Here is a 15,989-nt window from a genome sequence, read left to right on the forward strand (position 1 = left end):
AAAAATATTTATATCTCTTAAAAGAATATAAGCCCGTCCGACCGCGATTCGGTTCCGCCAACGGAAATGCTCGCCAGGGCCCATGCCTTCAAGGAGCATTTGCATGTCCCGACTTTCCCGTTGGCCCGCGCGCATATCGTTGTTCGCCTTGCAGCCCTTGGCAGCCGGTGTGTTGCTGGCCGCCGCCGGCGCCACGTTCGCCGAAGAACCCACTCCAGCGCCTGCTGTCGAGCAGGACGCCAAGCTCGGTACTGTCACCGTCAATGCCCGGCGCCGTGAGGAAACCGCCCAGAGCGTGCCCACGCCGATCAGCGTGCTGAGCAGCGAAACCCTGGAAACCCAACGCATTTACCGGGTGCAGGACCTGCAGCAACTGGTGCCGAGCACCAACGTGTCCTACGTGCACGCCCGCCAGTCGAGCATTTCCATCCGTGGCCTGGGCAACAACCCGGCCAGCGATGGCCTGGAGGGCAGCGTCGGTGTGTACCTGGACAACGTCTACCTGGGCCGCCCCGGCATGGCGGTGTTCGACCTGCTCGATGTCGAGCAGCTGGAAGTGCTGCGCGGCCCGCAGGGCACACTGTTCGGCAAGAACACCACCGCCGGGGTGCTGAACATCACCACGCGCAAGCCGACCTTCCACCAGGAAGGCAGCGTGCAGTCTTCCCTCGGTGAGGATGGCTACTGGCAGACCCTGGGCAGTTTCTCAGGCCCCCTCACCGACACCCTCGCCGGGCGCATCAGTGCCTACCACACCGAAGACGACGGCTATGTGAAGAACATCCACGACGGCCACGACCTCAACGGCGGCAAGCGCCAGGGCTTTCGCACGCAGTTGCTGTTCAAGCCCAACGAGACGTTCAACTTGCGCTGGATCGGCGAGTACAACGAGGAGAACTCCGACAACGGCATCCTCAGCCTCTACAGCACCGGCCCGACCATCAACGGTGTGAACCGCTACGAAACCCTGGCCGCCCAGGCCGGGGCGACCCTGGTGTCGGGCAAGGACCGCAAGGTCAACTTCGACGCCGACCAGATGGTCAAGGTATTCCAGGGCGGCACGTCGATAGAGGCCAACTGGACGCTGCCCAACGACTTCACCCTCACCTCCATCAGCGCCTACCGCTGGTGGGATTTCACCCCGCGCAACGATGACGGCCTCAACGTGCCGGTGTTCTACAGTGCCGGGGTGTCGGTGCGGGACAAGCAGTATTCGCAGGAAATTCGCCTGGCCTCGCCCACCGGCGGCTTCTTCGACTACGTGCTGGGCGCGTACTACTTCAAGCAGGACCTGGACAACAAATCGTTCACTTACTATGGGCCGCAGGCCGATATCTGGAACCTGACCCCGGCCGGTGCCCTGGCCAATGTGAATACTATTGGCAATGGCCACATCGACACGGACAGCTATGCGCTGTTCGCCCAGGGCACCTGGCACCTGACCGAACGCTTGGACTTCACCGCCGGAGTGCGCGGCACCTACGAAGAGAAGAGTGCCTGGGTTACCCGCGATGCGCCCTACGGTGGTGCCGCGGTGGCCGGTGCTGCGGCCACGGCCCGACAGGGCCGGGTGGGCGCTTACGATTCGGGCGACCTCAACCAGTACAGCTTCGCCCCGTCCGGCCTGCTCAGCCTGAGCTACCGCTTCACCGACGACCTGCTGGGCTATGCCAGCCTGTCCCATGGCGAGAAGTCCGGGGGCGTCAACCTGACCGTCGGCGCCGCGCCACGGCTGGGCACCGATTCGCTGCTGGTGGGCACCGAGCGCGCCAACAACGCCGAACTCGGGCTCAAGAGCACCTTGTTCGACAACCGTCTGCAACTCAACACCAACCTGTTCTGGACCGAAGTGCACGGCTACCAGGCCAACGTCTACGACGAAGCCAACCGCGTGCAATACCTGGCCAACGCTGGCAGCGTGCGTTCGCGTGGCCTGGAGTTCGAGGCCACGGCCCTGCCGATCCGTGGTCTTACGGTGAACTTCAACGGTTCATGGAACGACGTGCGCTACACCGACTACAAGGACGCGCCGTGCCCGCCCGAGGTGAGCCTGGCCAACCCCGCGGCCACCTGCGACCTGTCTGGCCACCAGGTGGTTGGCGCCTCCAAGTACATCGCCAACCTCAACGGGCAGTACAAGTGGCAACTGGCCGAGCGCATCGAGCCCTACGTCACCGCCAGCTATGCCTTCCGCTCCAAGGCGGTGGGCACCATCGACGACTCCGACTACGGCCAGATCCCCAGCTACGCCATCGTCAACCTCTCCACCGGCGTGCGCCTGGACCAGGGCGACGGCGTGCTCGACCTGTCGCTATGGGTGAAGAACGCCGGCGACAAGACCTATTTCACCAGCCTGTGGAACTCCGCCAACGGCGGCTATGCCGGCGTGCTGGGCACCCCGCGCACCGTGGGCGCCACCGCCCGCTACGACTTCTGAGCACAAGGAGCTTTGCCATGAATGCCAAGACCCAACCCCATGAACTGCCCGAAGGCGCCTGCCTGACTGCCAAGGTGCCTGATCGCGACGAAGCCCTGCTGGGCGACGTAGTGGTCAACCCCTACCGCCTGGCGCCGCTGACCGCGATCATCCGCGATGGCGGTCGCGCCATCGGCAGTGCCCATGTGCGGGTGCTGGGGCGGAGCGAGCGCGGTGTCGACATCACCTATGACGTCTCCGACCGTTCGCTGTGGACCTACGGCGGCATCCCGGTGTTCGGCCTTTATCCGGACCACGTCAACCAGGTCGAGGTCAGCTACAAGCTCGACGGCGAGCGTATTCGCCAGCGCTATGAGATCTATGCCCCGGCCGTACGCCTGCCGGTGGTGGCGAAACAGACTGCGGCATTGCCTGAGGTGGAGCCGATCAAGGTCGCCCCTGGTTTCGAAAAGCGCCTGTACCTGTTCAACCACCTGCTGGCCGAGATCCCCGGTGGGCGTGCCTTCAAGTGGAATGGCCTGGGTGGTGCCGCCGAGTGGGATTCGGTGGGCAACAACTGGATCGCCGACAGCAATGGCGATGTGCGCTGGTACCTGGATATCGAGCAGATCCACGATTCCAACCGCCGCGACGGCCTGGGCGGCACCATGGGCTTCCACCAGACCCGCGACGGCAAACTGATCTGGGGCCAGGGCCAGACCTACTCCAAGTACGACCTGCTCGGCCGGCAGGTGTGGCAACGCAGCCTGCCGGACAAGTTCGCCGACTTCTCCCACGAGATCCGCGAGACGGTAAACGGCACCTACCTGCTGCGGGTGGGCACCAGCGACTACCGCCGCCCCGACGGCAAGCGCGTGCGTTCCATCCGCGACCACATCATCGAGGTCAACGAAGCAGGTGACGTGCTGGACTTCTGGGACCTGAACCAGATCCTCGACCCGTATCGCGGCGAGCTGCTGGAGACCCTGGGCAAGGCGGCGATCCAGCTGCCAGAGGGCGTGCAGAAACAAGACGACCGTCTGGCCAACGAGCTGGCCGAAGGCGACCTGCCGTTCGGTGATACCCCCGGCGTCGGCACCGGGCGCAACTGGGCTCACGTCAATGCCATCGACTACGACGCCGATGACGACAGCATCATCGTTTCAGCACGTCATCAGGGTGTGGTGAAGATCGGTCGCGACAAGCAGGTGAAGTGGATCCTCGCCGCACCGCAAGGTTGGCCGGCACGTTTGCAGGACAAAGTGCTCAAACCGGTGGGCGAGGGCTTCGAGTGGTCCTGGACCCAGCACACCGCCTGGCTGACCGGGCGTGGCACATTGAACGTGTTCGACAATGGCTGGGGCCGTGACTTCGGGCCGACCAAGCTGGCCGGCAACTACAGCCGGGCGGTGGAATACCGGATCGACGAGGCCAAGGGTACGGTCGAGCAGGTGTGGCAGTACGGCAAGGAGCGCGGGGACGAGTGGTACAGCCCGATCACCTCGGTAGTGGCGTACCGGGCGGATACCGATACCCAGTTCATCTATTCGGCCTCGGTGAACTTCCTGACACCAGAGAAGCTGACGACCACCGTGCTCAATGAAGTGCGTCGTGGCACCCAGGAGGTGGCGGTGGAGCTGAAAGTGCACAGTCGCCAGCCGGGCAGCGTGGGTTACCGGGCGCTGGTGATCGACCTCGACAAGGCGTTCTGACTCGATCCTCCCTCCGACAGGTTATCGGCTAACCTGTACCGGCCTCTTCGCGGGTAAACCCGCTCCTACAGGTTCACCGCCGACCCTGTAGGAGCGGGTTTACCCGCGAATGGGGCGACGCGAATTTCAGACAGGGTGTTCAACCATTCGTTCTTTTTTTCGAACAGCCTATTGTCCAACACCCCAACCCCCGCTTAGCATTCCGTTTGAGATTTCAAACGCTCAGCACCCAGGCGTCGAACACCCTGGTGCACGAATTTCTGACGGCCGCCCCCTTTTGGGGGCGCCTTTTCAACAATCAATAATTCGCAGTAAAGGGAAGCCGACATGCAGCTCAAAGACGCTCAGTTGTTCCGCCAGCAGGCCTTCATCAACGGTGAATGGCTGGATGCGGACAGCGGCCAGACCATCAAGGTGACCAACCCGGCCACCGGCGACGTGATCGGTACCGTGCCGAAGATGGGCGCCGCCGAGACCCGCCGCGCCATCGAGGCCGCCGACAAGGCCCTGCCGGCCTGGCGCGCACTGACCGCCAAAGAGCGTGCCGGCAAGCTGCGCCGCTGGTTCGAGCTGATGATCGAGCACCAGGACGACCTGGCCCGCCTGATGACCACCGAGCAGGGCAAGCCACTGGCCGAAGCCAAGGGCGAGATCGCCTACGCTGCTTCGTTCATCGAGTGGTTCGCCGAAGAAGCCAAGCGCGTGTACGGTGACGTCATCCCCGGCCACCAGCCCGACAAGCGCCTGATCGTCATCAAGCAGCCGATCGGCGTCACCGCTGCCATCACCCCGTGGAACTTCCCGGCCGCGATGATCACCCGTAAAGCCGGCCCGGCCCTGGCCGCCGGTTGCACCATGGTGCTCAAGCCCGCTTCGCAGACCCCGTACTCCGCCCTGGCCCTGGTCGAACTGGCCACCCGTGCCGGCATCCCGGCTGGCGTGCTGAGCGTGATCACCGGCAGCGCCGGCGAAGTCGGCAGCGAACTGACCGGCAACTCCCTGGTTCGCAAGCTGTCCTTCACCGGCTCGACCGAAATCGGTCGCCAGCTGATGGAAGAATGCGCCAAGGATATCAAGAAGGTTTCCCTGGAACTGGGCGGCAACGCGCCGTTCATCGTGTTCGACGACGCCGACCTGGACAAGGCGGTCGAGGGCGCGATCATCTCCAAGTACCGCAACAACGGCCAGACCTGCGTCTGCGCCAACCGCATCTACGTGCAGGACGGTGTCTACGACGCGTTCGCCGAGAAGCTCAAGGCCGCTGTCGCCAAGCTGAAGATCGGTAACGGCCTGGAAGAAGGCACCACCACTGGCCCGCTGATCGACGGCAAGGCTGTCGCCAAGGTCCAGGAGCACATCGAGGACGCCGTTTCGAAAGGCGCCAAGGTGCTGTCCGGTGGCAAGCTGATCGAAGGCAACTTCTTCGAGCCGACCATCCTCGTCGACGTACCGTCGAGCGCCGCCGTCGCCAAGGAAGAGACCTTCGGCCCGCTGGCGCCGCTGTTCCGCTTCAAGGATGAGGCCGAAGTCATCGCCATGTCCAACGACACCGAGTTCGGCCTGGCCTCGTACTTCTATGCCCGCGACATGAGCCGCGTGTTCCGCGTCGCCGAGGCCCTGGAGTACGGCATGGTCGGTATCAACACCGGCCTGATCTCCAACGAAGTCGCGCCGTTCGGCGGCATCAAGGCCTCCGGCCTGGGCCGTGAAGGTTCGAAGTACGGTATCGAGGACTACCTCGAGATCAAATACCTGTGCATCAGCGTCTGATCGCCAGGTAAACGGTTTTACCTCTGCCAGCGGGGCGCGAGAGCGACGTCTCGCTGGCCTTTTTGACATAGCGGTACCTGGTGGCCAGGGCAGGCGTGGCAGTCGATCAACGAATACTGTGCACGTCTGCATCCAGCCACCCCCGAATAAAAGCGCCGCAGAACCGGCGTAATTGAGGGCACTATGAGCAAGACCAACGAATCCCTGATGCAACGCCGTATCGCCGCCGTCCCACGTGGCGTCGGCCAGATCCACCCGATCTTCGTCGATACCGCGAAGAACTCGACGGTGATCGACGTTGAAGGCCGCGAACTGATCGACTTCGCCGGCGGCATCGCGGTACTGAACACCGGCCACCTGCACCCGAAAGTGGTCGCGGCCGTGCAAGAGCAGCTGACCAAGGTCAGCCACACCTGCTTCCAGGTACTGGCCTACGAGCCCTACGTCGAGCTGTGCGAAAAGATCAACGCCCGCGTGCCAGGCGACTTCGCCAAGAAGACCCTGCTGGTCACCACCGGCTCCGAAGCCGTCGAGAACGCCGTGAAGATCGCCCGTGCCGCCACCGGCCGCGCTGGCGTGATCGCCTTCACCGGCGGCTACCACGGCCGTACCATGATGACCCTGGGCCTGACCGGCAAGGTCGTGCCGTACTCCGCCGGCATGGGCCTGATGCCAGGCGGCATCTTCCGCGCCCTGTTCCCGAGCGAGCTGCACGGCATCAGCGTTGATGACGCCATCGCCTCGGTCGAGCGCATCTTCAAGAACGACGCCGAGCCGCGCGACATTGCCGCGATCATCCTCGAGCCGGTACAAGGCGAAGGCGGCTTCCTGCCAGCGCCGAAAGAGCTGATGAAGCGCCTGCGCGCCCTGTGCGACCAGCACGGCATCCTGCTGATCGCCGACGAAGTGCAGACTGGCGCAGGCCGTACCGGCACCTTCTTCGCCATGGAGCAGATGGGCGTCGCGCCTGACCTGACCACCTTCGCCAAGTCCATCGCTGGCGGCTTCCCGCTGGCCGGTGTGTGCGGCAAGGCCGAGTACATGGACGCCATCGCCCCAGGTGGCCTGGGTGGCACCTACGCCGGTTCGCCGATCGCCTGCGCCGCGGCCCTGGCCGTGATCGAAGTGTTCGAGGAAGAGAAGCTGCTGGAGCGTAGCCAGGCTGTTGGCGAGCGTCTGACCGCTGGCCTCAAGCAGATCCAGGCCAAGCACCCGATCATCGGCGATGTCCGTGGTCTGGGTTCGATGATCGCAGTGGAAGTCTTCGAGAAAGGCACCCACACCCCGAATGCCGCCGCCGTTGCACAGGTCGTGGCCAAGGCGCGCGACAAGGGCCTGATCCTGCTGTCCTGCGGTACCTACGGCAACGTCCTGCGGATCCTGGTGCCGCTGACCGCCGAAGACGCACTGCTGGACAAAGGCCTGGCAATCATCGAAGAGTGCTTCGCTGAACTGGCCTGATAGATGTGACACGCATCAGAAAAAAACCCGCTTCGGCGGGTTTTTTTTATGCCGCTTGTGGCCATCAGGCGCTAAGGTTGTACGAGGATTCCGCGGAAGCTGCGAAGGAACGCGCGTCATTGCCTGGAGAAATGCCCATGAGCGCTGTCGATCCCGTCCCCCCTTGCGTGCTGATCGCCGAAGGCGATCCCTGGGTACGCGACATGCTCAGCGAAATGCTGCTCAGCGTGCGCTGCGACGCCCGCCTGCAGGTCTGTGCCGATGGTTCCCAGGCGCTGAGTGCATTGTCCGCCAAGCCTGACCTGATCATCGCGGCCCGTGAACTGTCCGGGCTCGATGGCCTCGACCTGCTGCGTAAAGTGCGTGGCAAGGGCGGCCAGCCTGGCCTGCCGTTCATCCTCATGAGTGAACGCACCGACAGTGCCAGTGTGCGTGAGGCGCTGCCACTGCACCCCACCGCCTATCTGAGCAAGCCGCTCGACCTGGATAACCTGCGCAAGCGCCTGGAAAGCCTGTTGTTGGAAGTGGGCGAGCAGATCGCCTGCCCAGTGCCGCCCCTGCAAGCCGGGGTCAAGTTGCCGGCGTTCCTCGAGCAACGCCGTGCCACGGCCGATGGCGGCCCGTTGTTCGCCGACGTGCAGGTGGCGATCAAGCGTGCCCTCAACCCCCAGGGCCTGAACCTGCGGGTGCTTGAGGAGGAGGTGCGTGACGACCCGCAGATCACCGGCGTGCTCATCGCCGCCGCCAACAGTGCCGCGCTGCACAGCGAGTCGCCGGTACAGACCCTGCTGCAGGCGCTGAACAAGCTCGGCAGCACCCAGAGCATGAACCTTATCCTTGGCCTTACGCTCAAGCGCAGCGCGCGCTTGAGCGATCCGCTGCTGGCCCGCTACGCCACGCACTACTGGAACCTTTCCCTGCACACCGCGGATTACGCCCGCACCCTGGCACGCATGGTCGAGGTGGACGAGGGCCTTTGCTACTGCGCTGGCCTGTTGCATTGCCTGGGCGACCTGGCCGTTCTGCGTACCCTGCAGGAGTGGCGCCTGGCCGGCGGCGAGCTGGACGAGGACCAGGTGGAACTGTCGCTCAACGAGTTCGGTGCCCCGTTCGGTTCGGCGCTGCGCACCCGCTGGCGCCTGCCGCTGAACCTGCGCGAGCTGATCGCCTCGGTGTATCAGCTGGGAGGTGGTGTGTACTCCCGCGAGATCCTGGCCATGAACCTGGCTGGGCAACTGGCACGGTTGAGGCCCAGCGCAGGGCTGGAGAAGGTCGCCAGCAGCAAGACGGCGCGGTTGCTCAAGCTTGGGTTGCCGGAGCTGACGCGGCTGCGCAAGGTGGACCCGGAGGCGTTGGCGCGCGAGGAGGCCGAGCGCCAGGCGGCACAGGAGGCCGCCGACGAAGCGGCAGCCACCTTGATCGATCCGGCACTGGCAGAAACCCCGCCCGAAGCAGACGAGGAGCGTCCGGCCTGATCTGATCATTGCTGTAGGCGATTCAGTCTTGGGATTGGTCCTACAGGGTTTGCAGACGGTTGTTCGTATCCAGGCAAGTCTCCCAGGCGTAGCTTTCCCTCCACTCCACCAATGGAATGGCAGGAAGGTTGCGGCTGAAGATGAGCACGTACAGACACCGTGGTCTGCGCTATCAGGTCTATCGATCTCAAGCACGAATACTCGCCCACGAAGCATTCTCCACCGGTGCCTGCTCGCCGGGTACAGAGATTGATGCTGCCACGGTACGGTTCGAACCTATCGGGCATGGTGCTATTGAAGCCCTCCAGTTCTGGGGCAGGCAAACTCACCACTTTCCATGGGAGGAAGTGCCACGTTGGACCGATCGGGATCTCAAGGGGCTCGACGTCTCGTTGTGGTCTTCCCACGAGCTTTGCGGTCTCTGTTATGCCAGTCCCCGAAGGAGCAGCCACTGCATCAAGATAATTCTGCTGGAGGGTAACCCAGGCCCGACGAATCCATTGAGGGGGCTAGTGGCATCACTATCGCTGTTAGCGGTCATTGAGTACGCCAGGATGCTTAAGTGCGCGCAAATCGAAGTTCAGCAACCTGCCCCGGGCGCTGAACCCTTGTATCTATCGCTTGGTTGCGCCCGTGACCCAGCTGGGCGTCTTGTAATGCCGGTAGGGGCGCTTAATCCACAAATCACTGTCCAGATATCAGAGGTGTCCATGCAATATCCGACAAGCCCGAGGAAGGCTGCATTGATCAAGCGACACACTGCCGAGGCGATCGCCCTGGCAGGTGGAATCACGGACCAACAGCGGCATATTCTCGATGTTGCATTCAAGGAGGGTCGGGAAAAAGAGCCTGAGGGGATACTGGCCGGGCCACGTAGCGGCCCGATCGACTATGAGTGGAGTACCACCGCCTTGAAGTGAAACGAGCTGCTTGCTACGCCTGAACCGTGAGTAATCCGCTCAGCCTTTCACGATCTGGTTCTTGCCCTGGCGCTTGGCCCGGTACATGGCTGCATCCGCTCGAGCGAACAGGCTATCCAGCGTCTCGTCCTCGTCGGTGAGCCCGGTCAAGCCCTGACTCACGGTTACGCCGTAGGTCTGCTCGCCATGGTTGAAACTCAGGCGCTGGATCTCCCGTTGCAGGCGCTCAGCGATCTGCTCGGCCATCTGTGCCGTGCAGCCGGGGAACACCGCCGCAAACTCCTCGCCACCAATACGCCCGAACTGGTCGCCACGCCGCAGCACGGCCTTGCCGGCGTCGGCGATGCGTTGCAGCACCTGGTCGCCTTCCTGGTGGCCGTAGCTGTCGTTGATCTGCTTGAAGTCGTCGATATCCAGCAGCAGGAAAGCCAGCGGCGTGCCGTCCTCACGGGCGCTGTCGAAGGCTTGCTGGGCGCAGTCGAAGAAGTGCCGGCGGTTGCTGCTTTGGGTCAGTACATCGGTAGTGGCCAGGCGCTGCAGCTCGCTTTCGAGCCGCTTCTTCTCGGTGATGTCCTCGGCGATACCCACGATGATCACCCGCTGGTCACCCTCGCGTGTTTGATTGATGTAGCACTTGTCACTGATCCAGCGTACTTCGCCGGCGGCGTTGAGGATGCGGTACTCGCGGTTTTCCACGGTACCTTTGACCAGTACCTGGGCAAGGCTGCGTTCGGCGTACTCGAGGTCGTCCGGGTAGATCGCGTCGCGCCACTCGTTGTAGTCGGCGAGCACCAGGCTGGCCGGGCGACCAAAGATGCGCTCGTAGGCAGGGCTGACGTAGAGCACCTGGCGTGTCTCCCAGTCGAACGCCCACAGCACCGCGTTGACGCTGTCGAGCAGAGAGCTGTACAGCTGCTCGCGTTCGCTCAGGCGTGCCACTTCACCCTGGGCGTGGAGCAGGGCCAGCAGGGTCTGTGCGGCTTCGGGGCGGGGTGTGCCGGTGTGCGTGGGTGGGAGTTCTTTGGCCATGAGCACGGAGCGGTTCTCGACGATAGGCGTGCGGCCACGGTCAGGCCCGCCACGCGGGCGATATGTCGAATTTGAGCTGTGTGCGAAGGGTAAGTTCCGGTCGGCACGCTCCATTGCGGAGCGTGCCGATCAACGGCGGTCAGGCCGTGGCGGGGCGTAACGAGTAGGTTTTGAGTTGTGCGGCGAAGTCGCGCAGGGAATGGATACCGCTGGCTTCCGCCTCGTGCACCCACTCCTTCATGGCGGCGAGCATATCGTGACCGTTGGCACTTGTGCGGGCCCAGATCTGCTGCAGCGCCAGGCGTTTTTCGTAGATGGTCTTGAGGGCCTGGCTGTGGGCGAGCATCGATTCGATGCGTACGTGATGGCGGTCTTGCAGCAGGCTGGTTTCGCGCGAGAGCAGGCGCTTGGCGCGGCGGAAACGGTGGCGTACCGAAGCGTCGACCTTGTCCAGTTCCTGCTTCACCAGCGGGGCAATCACCAGCTTGCGGTACTGGGCCATGATCTGGAAGCGGTTGTTGAGGATGGCCATGGCGGTGTCCATGTCCAGCGAGGCCTTGCCCTCGACCCGGTGGGCGATGGGCGCGACCCGCTGCACCTTGGCCAGACGCAGCAGGCTCAGCAGGCGGATCCACATCCAGCCCATGTCGAATTCCCAGCGGCGCACCGAGAGCTTTGCCGAGTTGGGGTAGGTGTGGTGGTTGTTGTGCAACTCCTCGCCGCCAATGATGATGCCCCAGGGCACCAGGTTGGTGGCCGCGTCGCGGCATTCGAAGTTGCGATAGCCCACTGCGTGACCCAGGCCGTTGACCACGCCAGCGGCCCAGAACGGAATCCACATCATCTGGATGGCCCAGATGGTGATGCCGATGGTGCCGAACAGCAGCAGGTCGATGACCGCCATCAGGGCGATGCCACCGAGCTTGTAGCGGGTGTAGAGGTTGCGCTCGATCCAGTCATCGGGGCAGTTCTTGCCGTAGATGCGCAACGTCTCTTCGTTGCGTGCTTCTTCGCGGTACAGCTCCGCGCCCTTGCGCAGCACCGTGCCCAGCCCTTTGTGTACCGGGCTGTGCGGGTCGTCCGGGGTTTCGCACTTGGCGTGGTGCTTGCGGTGGATGGCGGTCCACTCGCGGGTGTTCTGCGCGGTGGTGAGCCACAACCAGAAACGGAAGAAATGCTTGAGGCCCGCGTTCAGCTCCAGGGCCCGGTGGGCCGAGTAGCGGTGCAGGTAGATGGTGACGCTGACGATGGTCAGGTGAGTCATCAGCAAGGTGACCGCGACCAGTTGCCAGGCCGACAAGTCGAGCAGACCGTAGTACCACATAACGGGAAAGACCCTCGAAAACACAGGGGGAACAGCGCTCGCATTATCCCTTGGCGGGGAAATAAAACCAGTCGCCCTTTTTGATAGGAAGTCACAGGGTGTTTCAGCCCCTATAATGCCCCTTCCTTTTCCATGGGCTAATCCACCCGACATGTCTGTTTCCGTTCGCGACGCCTTGCGCATGGCCGGGCTCTATGTGGTGCTTTCGATTCTCTGGCTGGCGCTGTCCGAGCTGGTCCTGCATGGCATGACGGAGGACCCGTTGGCGCTGACCGTGGGGCGGCAGATCAACGTCGTGGTCTGGGTACTGCTCAGTGCCCTGCTGATCTTCGTCTCGCGCGCCCGTCTGCTGAATTTCATCGGTGTCGGCGCCCGCCTGCGCAGCGAGGACCGCGAACGCTTGCGCATGGCCGCCGCGGTGTTCGACAGCACCCTGGAGGGCGTGCTGGTGACGGATCGCAACGGCCTGATCGTGCACGTCAACCGGGCGTTCATGCGCATCACCGGGTACCAGCAGGACGAGGTGGTCGGCCAGCGGCCGAGCAAGTTCAAGTCGGGCCGCCATGGCGCGCCGTTCTACCAGCAGATCTACGCCGCGCTGGCGGAAAAGGGCGAGTGGAGCGGGGAAATCTGGAACCGTCGCAAAAGTGGCGAGATCTACCCGCAATGGCAGACGATCTGCGCCATTCGCGACGACAGCGGCGAGCTCAGCCACTATGTAGCGGTGTTCAGCGATATCAGTGCGATCAAGCACACGGAGGAGGAACTGGCCTACCTCGCCCACCACGACCCGCTCACCGGTTTGCCCAACCGCCTGCTGTTCAACGACCGCGTCGAGCAGGCCCTGGCCTCGGCCCAGGCCAACAAGCGTGGCTGCGCCCTGCTGCTGCTCGACCTGGACCACTTCCAGAGCATCAACGATGGCCTTGGCCATACCATCGGCGACCAGTTGCTCAAGCTGGTCGGCGAACGCTTGCGTGAGGTGCTTGGCAACGGCGTGACCCTGGCCCGCCTGGGCGGTGACGAGTTCGGGCTGCTGGCGGAGAACTGCCAGCAAGTCGGCCTGGCCGGCAAGCTGGCGCAGACCATCATCGAGCGGCTGAAAGAACCGTTCAGCTTCGAGGGCAACCGGCTGTTCATCAGTGCCAGCATTGGCATCAGCCTGTTCCCCAGCGACGCGCTGAGTGCCGAGCAATTGCTGCGCAATGCCGACTCGGCGCTGTTCAAGGCCAAGGGCAATGGCCGGGCCTGCTACGCGCTGTACACCGAAGAGCTCACCGCCCATGCCCAGCAGCGGGTCGAGACCGCCGGCGAGTTGCGCCGGGCGCTGGAGCAGCAAGAGCTGCGGGTGTTCTTCCAGCCGGTGCATGACTTGTTCACCTCGAGGATGATCGGGGTGGAGACGCTGGTACGCTGGCAGCACCCCACGCGTGGGCTGGTCCCGCCTGGGGAGTTCATCCCCATCGCCGAGCGCACCGGGCTGATCGCCGAGATCGATGCCTGGGTGCTGGGGCAGGCCTGTCGGCAGATGGTGCAGTGGCAGACCGAGGGGCGAGTGCTGGAGTTCGTCGCGGTGAACATCTCCAGCCGGCTGTTCAACCAGCGCGAGTTGTACCGGCAGGTGGCCGATGTGTTGCACGACACCGGCCTGAATCCGGCCCTGCTGGAACTCGAGGTCACCGAGAGCGCGGTGATGGAGGACCCGGAGGTGGCGCTGGAGCAGATGCACCGGTTGCGTGAGCTCGGGCTGAGCCTGGCCATCGATGACTTCGGTACGGGCTACTCCTCGCTGCTGCGGCTCAAGCGCTTGCCGGTGCAGAAACTGAAGATCGACCAGGGCTTCGTTGCCGGCTTGCCCCATGACGACGATGACATCGCCATCGTGCGGGTGATCATTGCCCTGGCGCGCAGCATGGGCATGCAGGTGCACGCCGAGGGGATCGAACAGGCCGAGCAGGCGCGCTTCCTGTTGGAGCAGCAGTGCCAGATGGGGCAGGGGTACTGGTTTGGCAGGCCGGTGCCGGCTCAGGAATTGCGCTGGGTGTAGGAGCGGCCTGGTACCGCGAAAGGGCCGCAGGGCGGCCCTGCTATTCTCCTGGCAGCAAGACAATTAGGGCCGCTCCTGCATGGCGAATGGCTCAACGCTTGTTCAACCCTTTCGCCAGGCGATCCCCGCCCAGCTGGATCACCGCCACCAACGCCACCAGCATCACGATCACGGTCAGCATGATTTGGCTGTCGAAGCGCTGGTACCCATACCGATAGGCGATGTCTCCCAACCCCCCGGCACCGATCGCGCCAGCCATGGCCGACGAGTTGATCAGCGTCACCAGGGTGATGGTGAACCCACCGACGATTCCCGGCAGCGCCTCGGGCAGCAGCACATGCCAGACGATGTGCCAGCGCCGGCAGCCCATGGCCTGTGCCGCTTCGATCAGGCCATGGTCGACCTCGCGCAGGCTCACCTCGGCAATCCGCGCGAAGAACGGCGTCGCCGCGATGGTCAACGGCACCACCGCCGCCCACACGCCATAGGTGGTGCCGACCACCAGGCGGGTGAAGGGGATCAGCGCGACCATCAGGATCAGGAACGGGATCGAGCGGAACAGGTTGACGATGGCGCCCAGCACCCGGTTCAGCGCCGGCGCCTCGAAGATCCCGCCCTTGTCGCTGGTGACCAGCAGCACCGCCATCGGCACGCCGACAAGCAGCGCGACCAGCGACGACACGCCGACCATCAGCAAGGTGTCGAGCAGGCCTTGCAGCAAGCGATCAATCCACATGGCCAAGCACCTCCACGTCCGCAGCCCAGCGACGGGCGCGCTCCAACAATTGACGGGTGTCCAGCGGCGAGCCGCGCACGGACAGGATCAGTTGCCCCAGGGCATGCTCGCCGATGGTCTCGATGCCGCCCTGCAGCAGGCGCACCCGCCCACCCAGGTCAGCGAACAGGGTGCTCAACTCTGGCTCGCCCAGCAGATTGAGCCTGAGCACCACGGCCGCGTCGCGGCTGGCTGGGCTGGCGCGCAGGCCGGCCTGCAATGCTTCGGGGAGTCGTGTCTGCAAGGGTGCCAGCAGCGTGCGGGTGACCTCATGGCGCGGTGCGCCAAACACCTGCCAGACCTCGCCCTGCTCGACCACCTCGCCACGCTCCAGCACCACCACACGGTGGCAGATATCGCGGATCACTGCCATTTCATGGGTGATCAGCACCACGGTCAGGCCCAGGCGCCGGTTGATGTCGCGCAGCAGCTCAAGGATCGAGGCGGTGGTTTCCGGGTCCAGCGCCGAAGTGGCCTCGTCGCACAACAGGATCTCGGGGTCGTGCACCAGCGCCCGGGCGATGCCGACGCGCTGTTTCTGCCCGCCCGACAGTTGCGCGGGGTACACATGATGCTTTTCCGAAAGACCCACCAGATCCAGCAGCTCGCGCACCTTGCGCTGGCGCTCGGCCTTCGCCACCCCGGCCACCTTCAGCGGCAGCTCGACGTTCTGCCACACGGTCTTGGCCGACATCAGGTTGAAGTGCTGGAAGATCATGCCGATGCGCCGACGCAGGGCCACCAAGTGGTCTTCGTCGAACGGCGCGATATCCACCTGGTCGATCAGCACCCGGCCCTGGCTGGGTTGCTCCAGGCGGTTGATGGTGCGCAGCAGTGACGACTTGCCGGCGCCGCTGCGGCCGATGATGCCGAAGATCTCGCCGCGGCGAATGTTCAGGTCGATGCCGTGCAACGCCGGCTGGGCCTGGCCCGGGTAGGTCTTGCCCAGGCCGATGAAGCGCACGTGGGCCTGGTTCACGTCCGGGCGCAGGGCCTGCTCCGTGGCCTTGTGCGGTGCGGCGGGCGGGACGGGCGCCCTGAGGGCGCTGGCCTGGGCCAT

General features: G+C 64.1%; 10 protein-coding genes. 6 read left to right on the top strand and 4 right to left on the bottom strand.

The genetic code is table 11. The features are described 5' to 3' along the window. Positions 1-103 precede the first annotated feature (103 nt). The 5 genes from JYG34_RS00895 to JYG34_RS00915 all read left to right on the top strand — a co-directional run bounded on the left by JYG34_RS00895 (position 104) and on the right by JYG34_RS00915 (position 8,834). Complete coding sequence (locus JYG34_RS00895) at positions 104-2,437, top strand: TonB-dependent receptor (RefSeq protein ID WP_213659117.1); 2,334 nt, start codon at positions 104-106, stop codon at positions 2,435-2,437. A 17-nt stretch (positions 2,438-2,454) separates the two neighbouring features. Further along, the gene (locus tag JYG34_RS00900) at positions 2,455-4,128 is read left to right on the top strand and encodes an aryl-sulfate sulfotransferase (RefSeq protein ID WP_213659118.1); all 1,674 of its coding nucleotides are present in this window, start codon (positions 2,455-2,457) and stop codon (positions 4,126-4,128) included. 327 nt (positions 4,129-4,455) lie between these two features. After that, positions 4,456-5,898, top strand: coding sequence for an NADP-dependent succinate-semialdehyde dehydrogenase (gene gabD / locus JYG34_RS00905; RefSeq protein ID WP_213659119.1), 1,443 nt, complete (start codon positions 4,456-4,458; stop codon positions 5,896-5,898). 183 nt (positions 5,899-6,081) lie between these two features. Further along, positions 6,082-7,359 carry a 4-aminobutyrate--2-oxoglutarate transaminase gene (gabT, locus tag JYG34_RS00910; protein WP_213659120.1) on the top strand — a complete coding sequence of 426 codons (1,278 nt, stop codon included), beginning with the start codon at positions 6,082-6,084 and terminating at the stop codon, positions 7,357-7,359. Positions 7,360-7,496: 137 nt separating this feature from the next. Continuing rightward, entirely contained in the window at positions 7,497-8,834 is a 1,338-nt protein-coding gene (locus tag JYG34_RS00915; protein WP_213659121.1) for a response regulator, read from the top strand. A gap of 959 nt (positions 8,835-9,793) precedes the next feature. Here JYG34_RS00915 and JYG34_RS00920 read toward each other — a convergent pair. Continuing rightward, complete coding sequence (locus tag JYG34_RS00920) at positions 9,794-10,783, bottom strand: GGDEF domain-containing protein (protein ID WP_213659122.1); 990 nt, start codon at positions 10,781-10,783, stop codon at positions 9,794-9,796. A 139-nt stretch (positions 10,784-10,922) separates the two neighbouring features. Continuing rightward, complete coding sequence (gene desA, locus JYG34_RS00925) at positions 10,923-12,107, bottom strand: delta-9 fatty acid desaturase DesA (RefSeq protein WP_011531626.1); 1,185 nt, start codon at positions 12,105-12,107, stop codon at positions 10,923-10,925. A 151-nt stretch (positions 12,108-12,258) separates the two neighbouring features. On the opposite strand from desA, the gene dibA reads away from it, so the two are divergent. Next, complete coding sequence (dibA, locus tag JYG34_RS00930; protein ID WP_213659123.1) at positions 12,259-14,154, top strand: phosphodiesterase DibA; 1,896 nt, start codon at positions 12,259-12,261, stop codon at positions 14,152-14,154. Between the two features lie 91 nt (positions 14,155-14,245). Here dibA and JYG34_RS00935 read toward each other — a convergent pair whose 3' ends face one another. Further along, a complete protein-coding gene (locus JYG34_RS00935) occupies positions 14,246-14,890 on the bottom strand; it encodes a methionine ABC transporter permease (RefSeq protein ID WP_125466000.1) in 645 nt (214 codons plus the stop codon). Beyond that, the gene (locus JYG34_RS00940) at positions 14,880-15,989 is read right to left on the bottom strand and encodes a methionine ABC transporter ATP-binding protein (RefSeq protein ID WP_213659124.1); all 1,110 of its coding nucleotides are present in this window, start codon (positions 15,987-15,989) and stop codon (positions 14,880-14,882) included. Before JYG34_RS00940 ends, JYG34_RS00935 begins: the two co-directional genes overlap by 11 nt.

It is taken from the genome of Pseudomonas entomophila (assembly GCF_018417595.1).
Classification (GTDB): Bacteria; Pseudomonadota; Gammaproteobacteria; order Pseudomonadales; family Pseudomonadaceae; genus Aquipseudomonas; species Aquipseudomonas entomophila_C.

What these genes read in the sequence shown, in the direction of transcription:
- JYG34_RS00895 (WP_213659117.1), top strand. Translation starts at nt 104, where the DNA reads ATGTCCCGACTTTCCCGTTGGCCCGCGCGCATATCGTTGTTCGCCTTG.
- JYG34_RS00900 (WP_213659118.1), top strand. Translation starts at nt 2,455, where the DNA reads ATGAATGCCAAGACCCAACCCCATGAACTGCCCGAAGGCGCCTGCCTG.
- gabD (WP_213659119.1), top strand. Translation starts at nt 4,456, where the DNA reads ATGCAGCTCAAAGACGCTCAGTTGTTCCGCCAGCAGGCCTTCATCAAC.
- gabT (WP_213659120.1), top strand. Translation starts at nt 6,082, where the DNA reads ATGAGCAAGACCAACGAATCCCTGATGCAACGCCGTATCGCCGCCGTC.
- JYG34_RS00915 (WP_213659121.1), top strand. Translation starts at nt 7,497, where the DNA reads ATGAGCGCTGTCGATCCCGTCCCCCCTTGCGTGCTGATCGCCGAAGGC.
- JYG34_RS00920 (WP_213659122.1), bottom strand. Translation starts at nt 10,783, where the DNA reads ATGGCCAAAGAACTCCCACCCACGCACACCGGCACACCCCGCCCCGAA.
- desA (WP_011531626.1), bottom strand. Translation starts at nt 12,107, where the DNA reads ATGTGGTACTACGGTCTGCTCGACTTGTCGGCCTGGCAACTGGTCGCG.
- dibA (WP_213659123.1), top strand. Translation starts at nt 12,259, where the DNA reads ATGTCTGTTTCCGTTCGCGACGCCTTGCGCATGGCCGGGCTCTATGTG.
- JYG34_RS00935 (WP_125466000.1), bottom strand. Translation starts at nt 14,890, where the DNA reads ATGTGGATTGATCGCTTGCTGCAAGGCCTGCTCGACACCTTGCTGATG.
- JYG34_RS00940 (WP_213659124.1), bottom strand. Translation starts at nt 15,989, where the DNA reads ATGGCCCAGGCCAGCGCCCTCAGGGCGCCCGTCCCGCCCGCCGCACCG.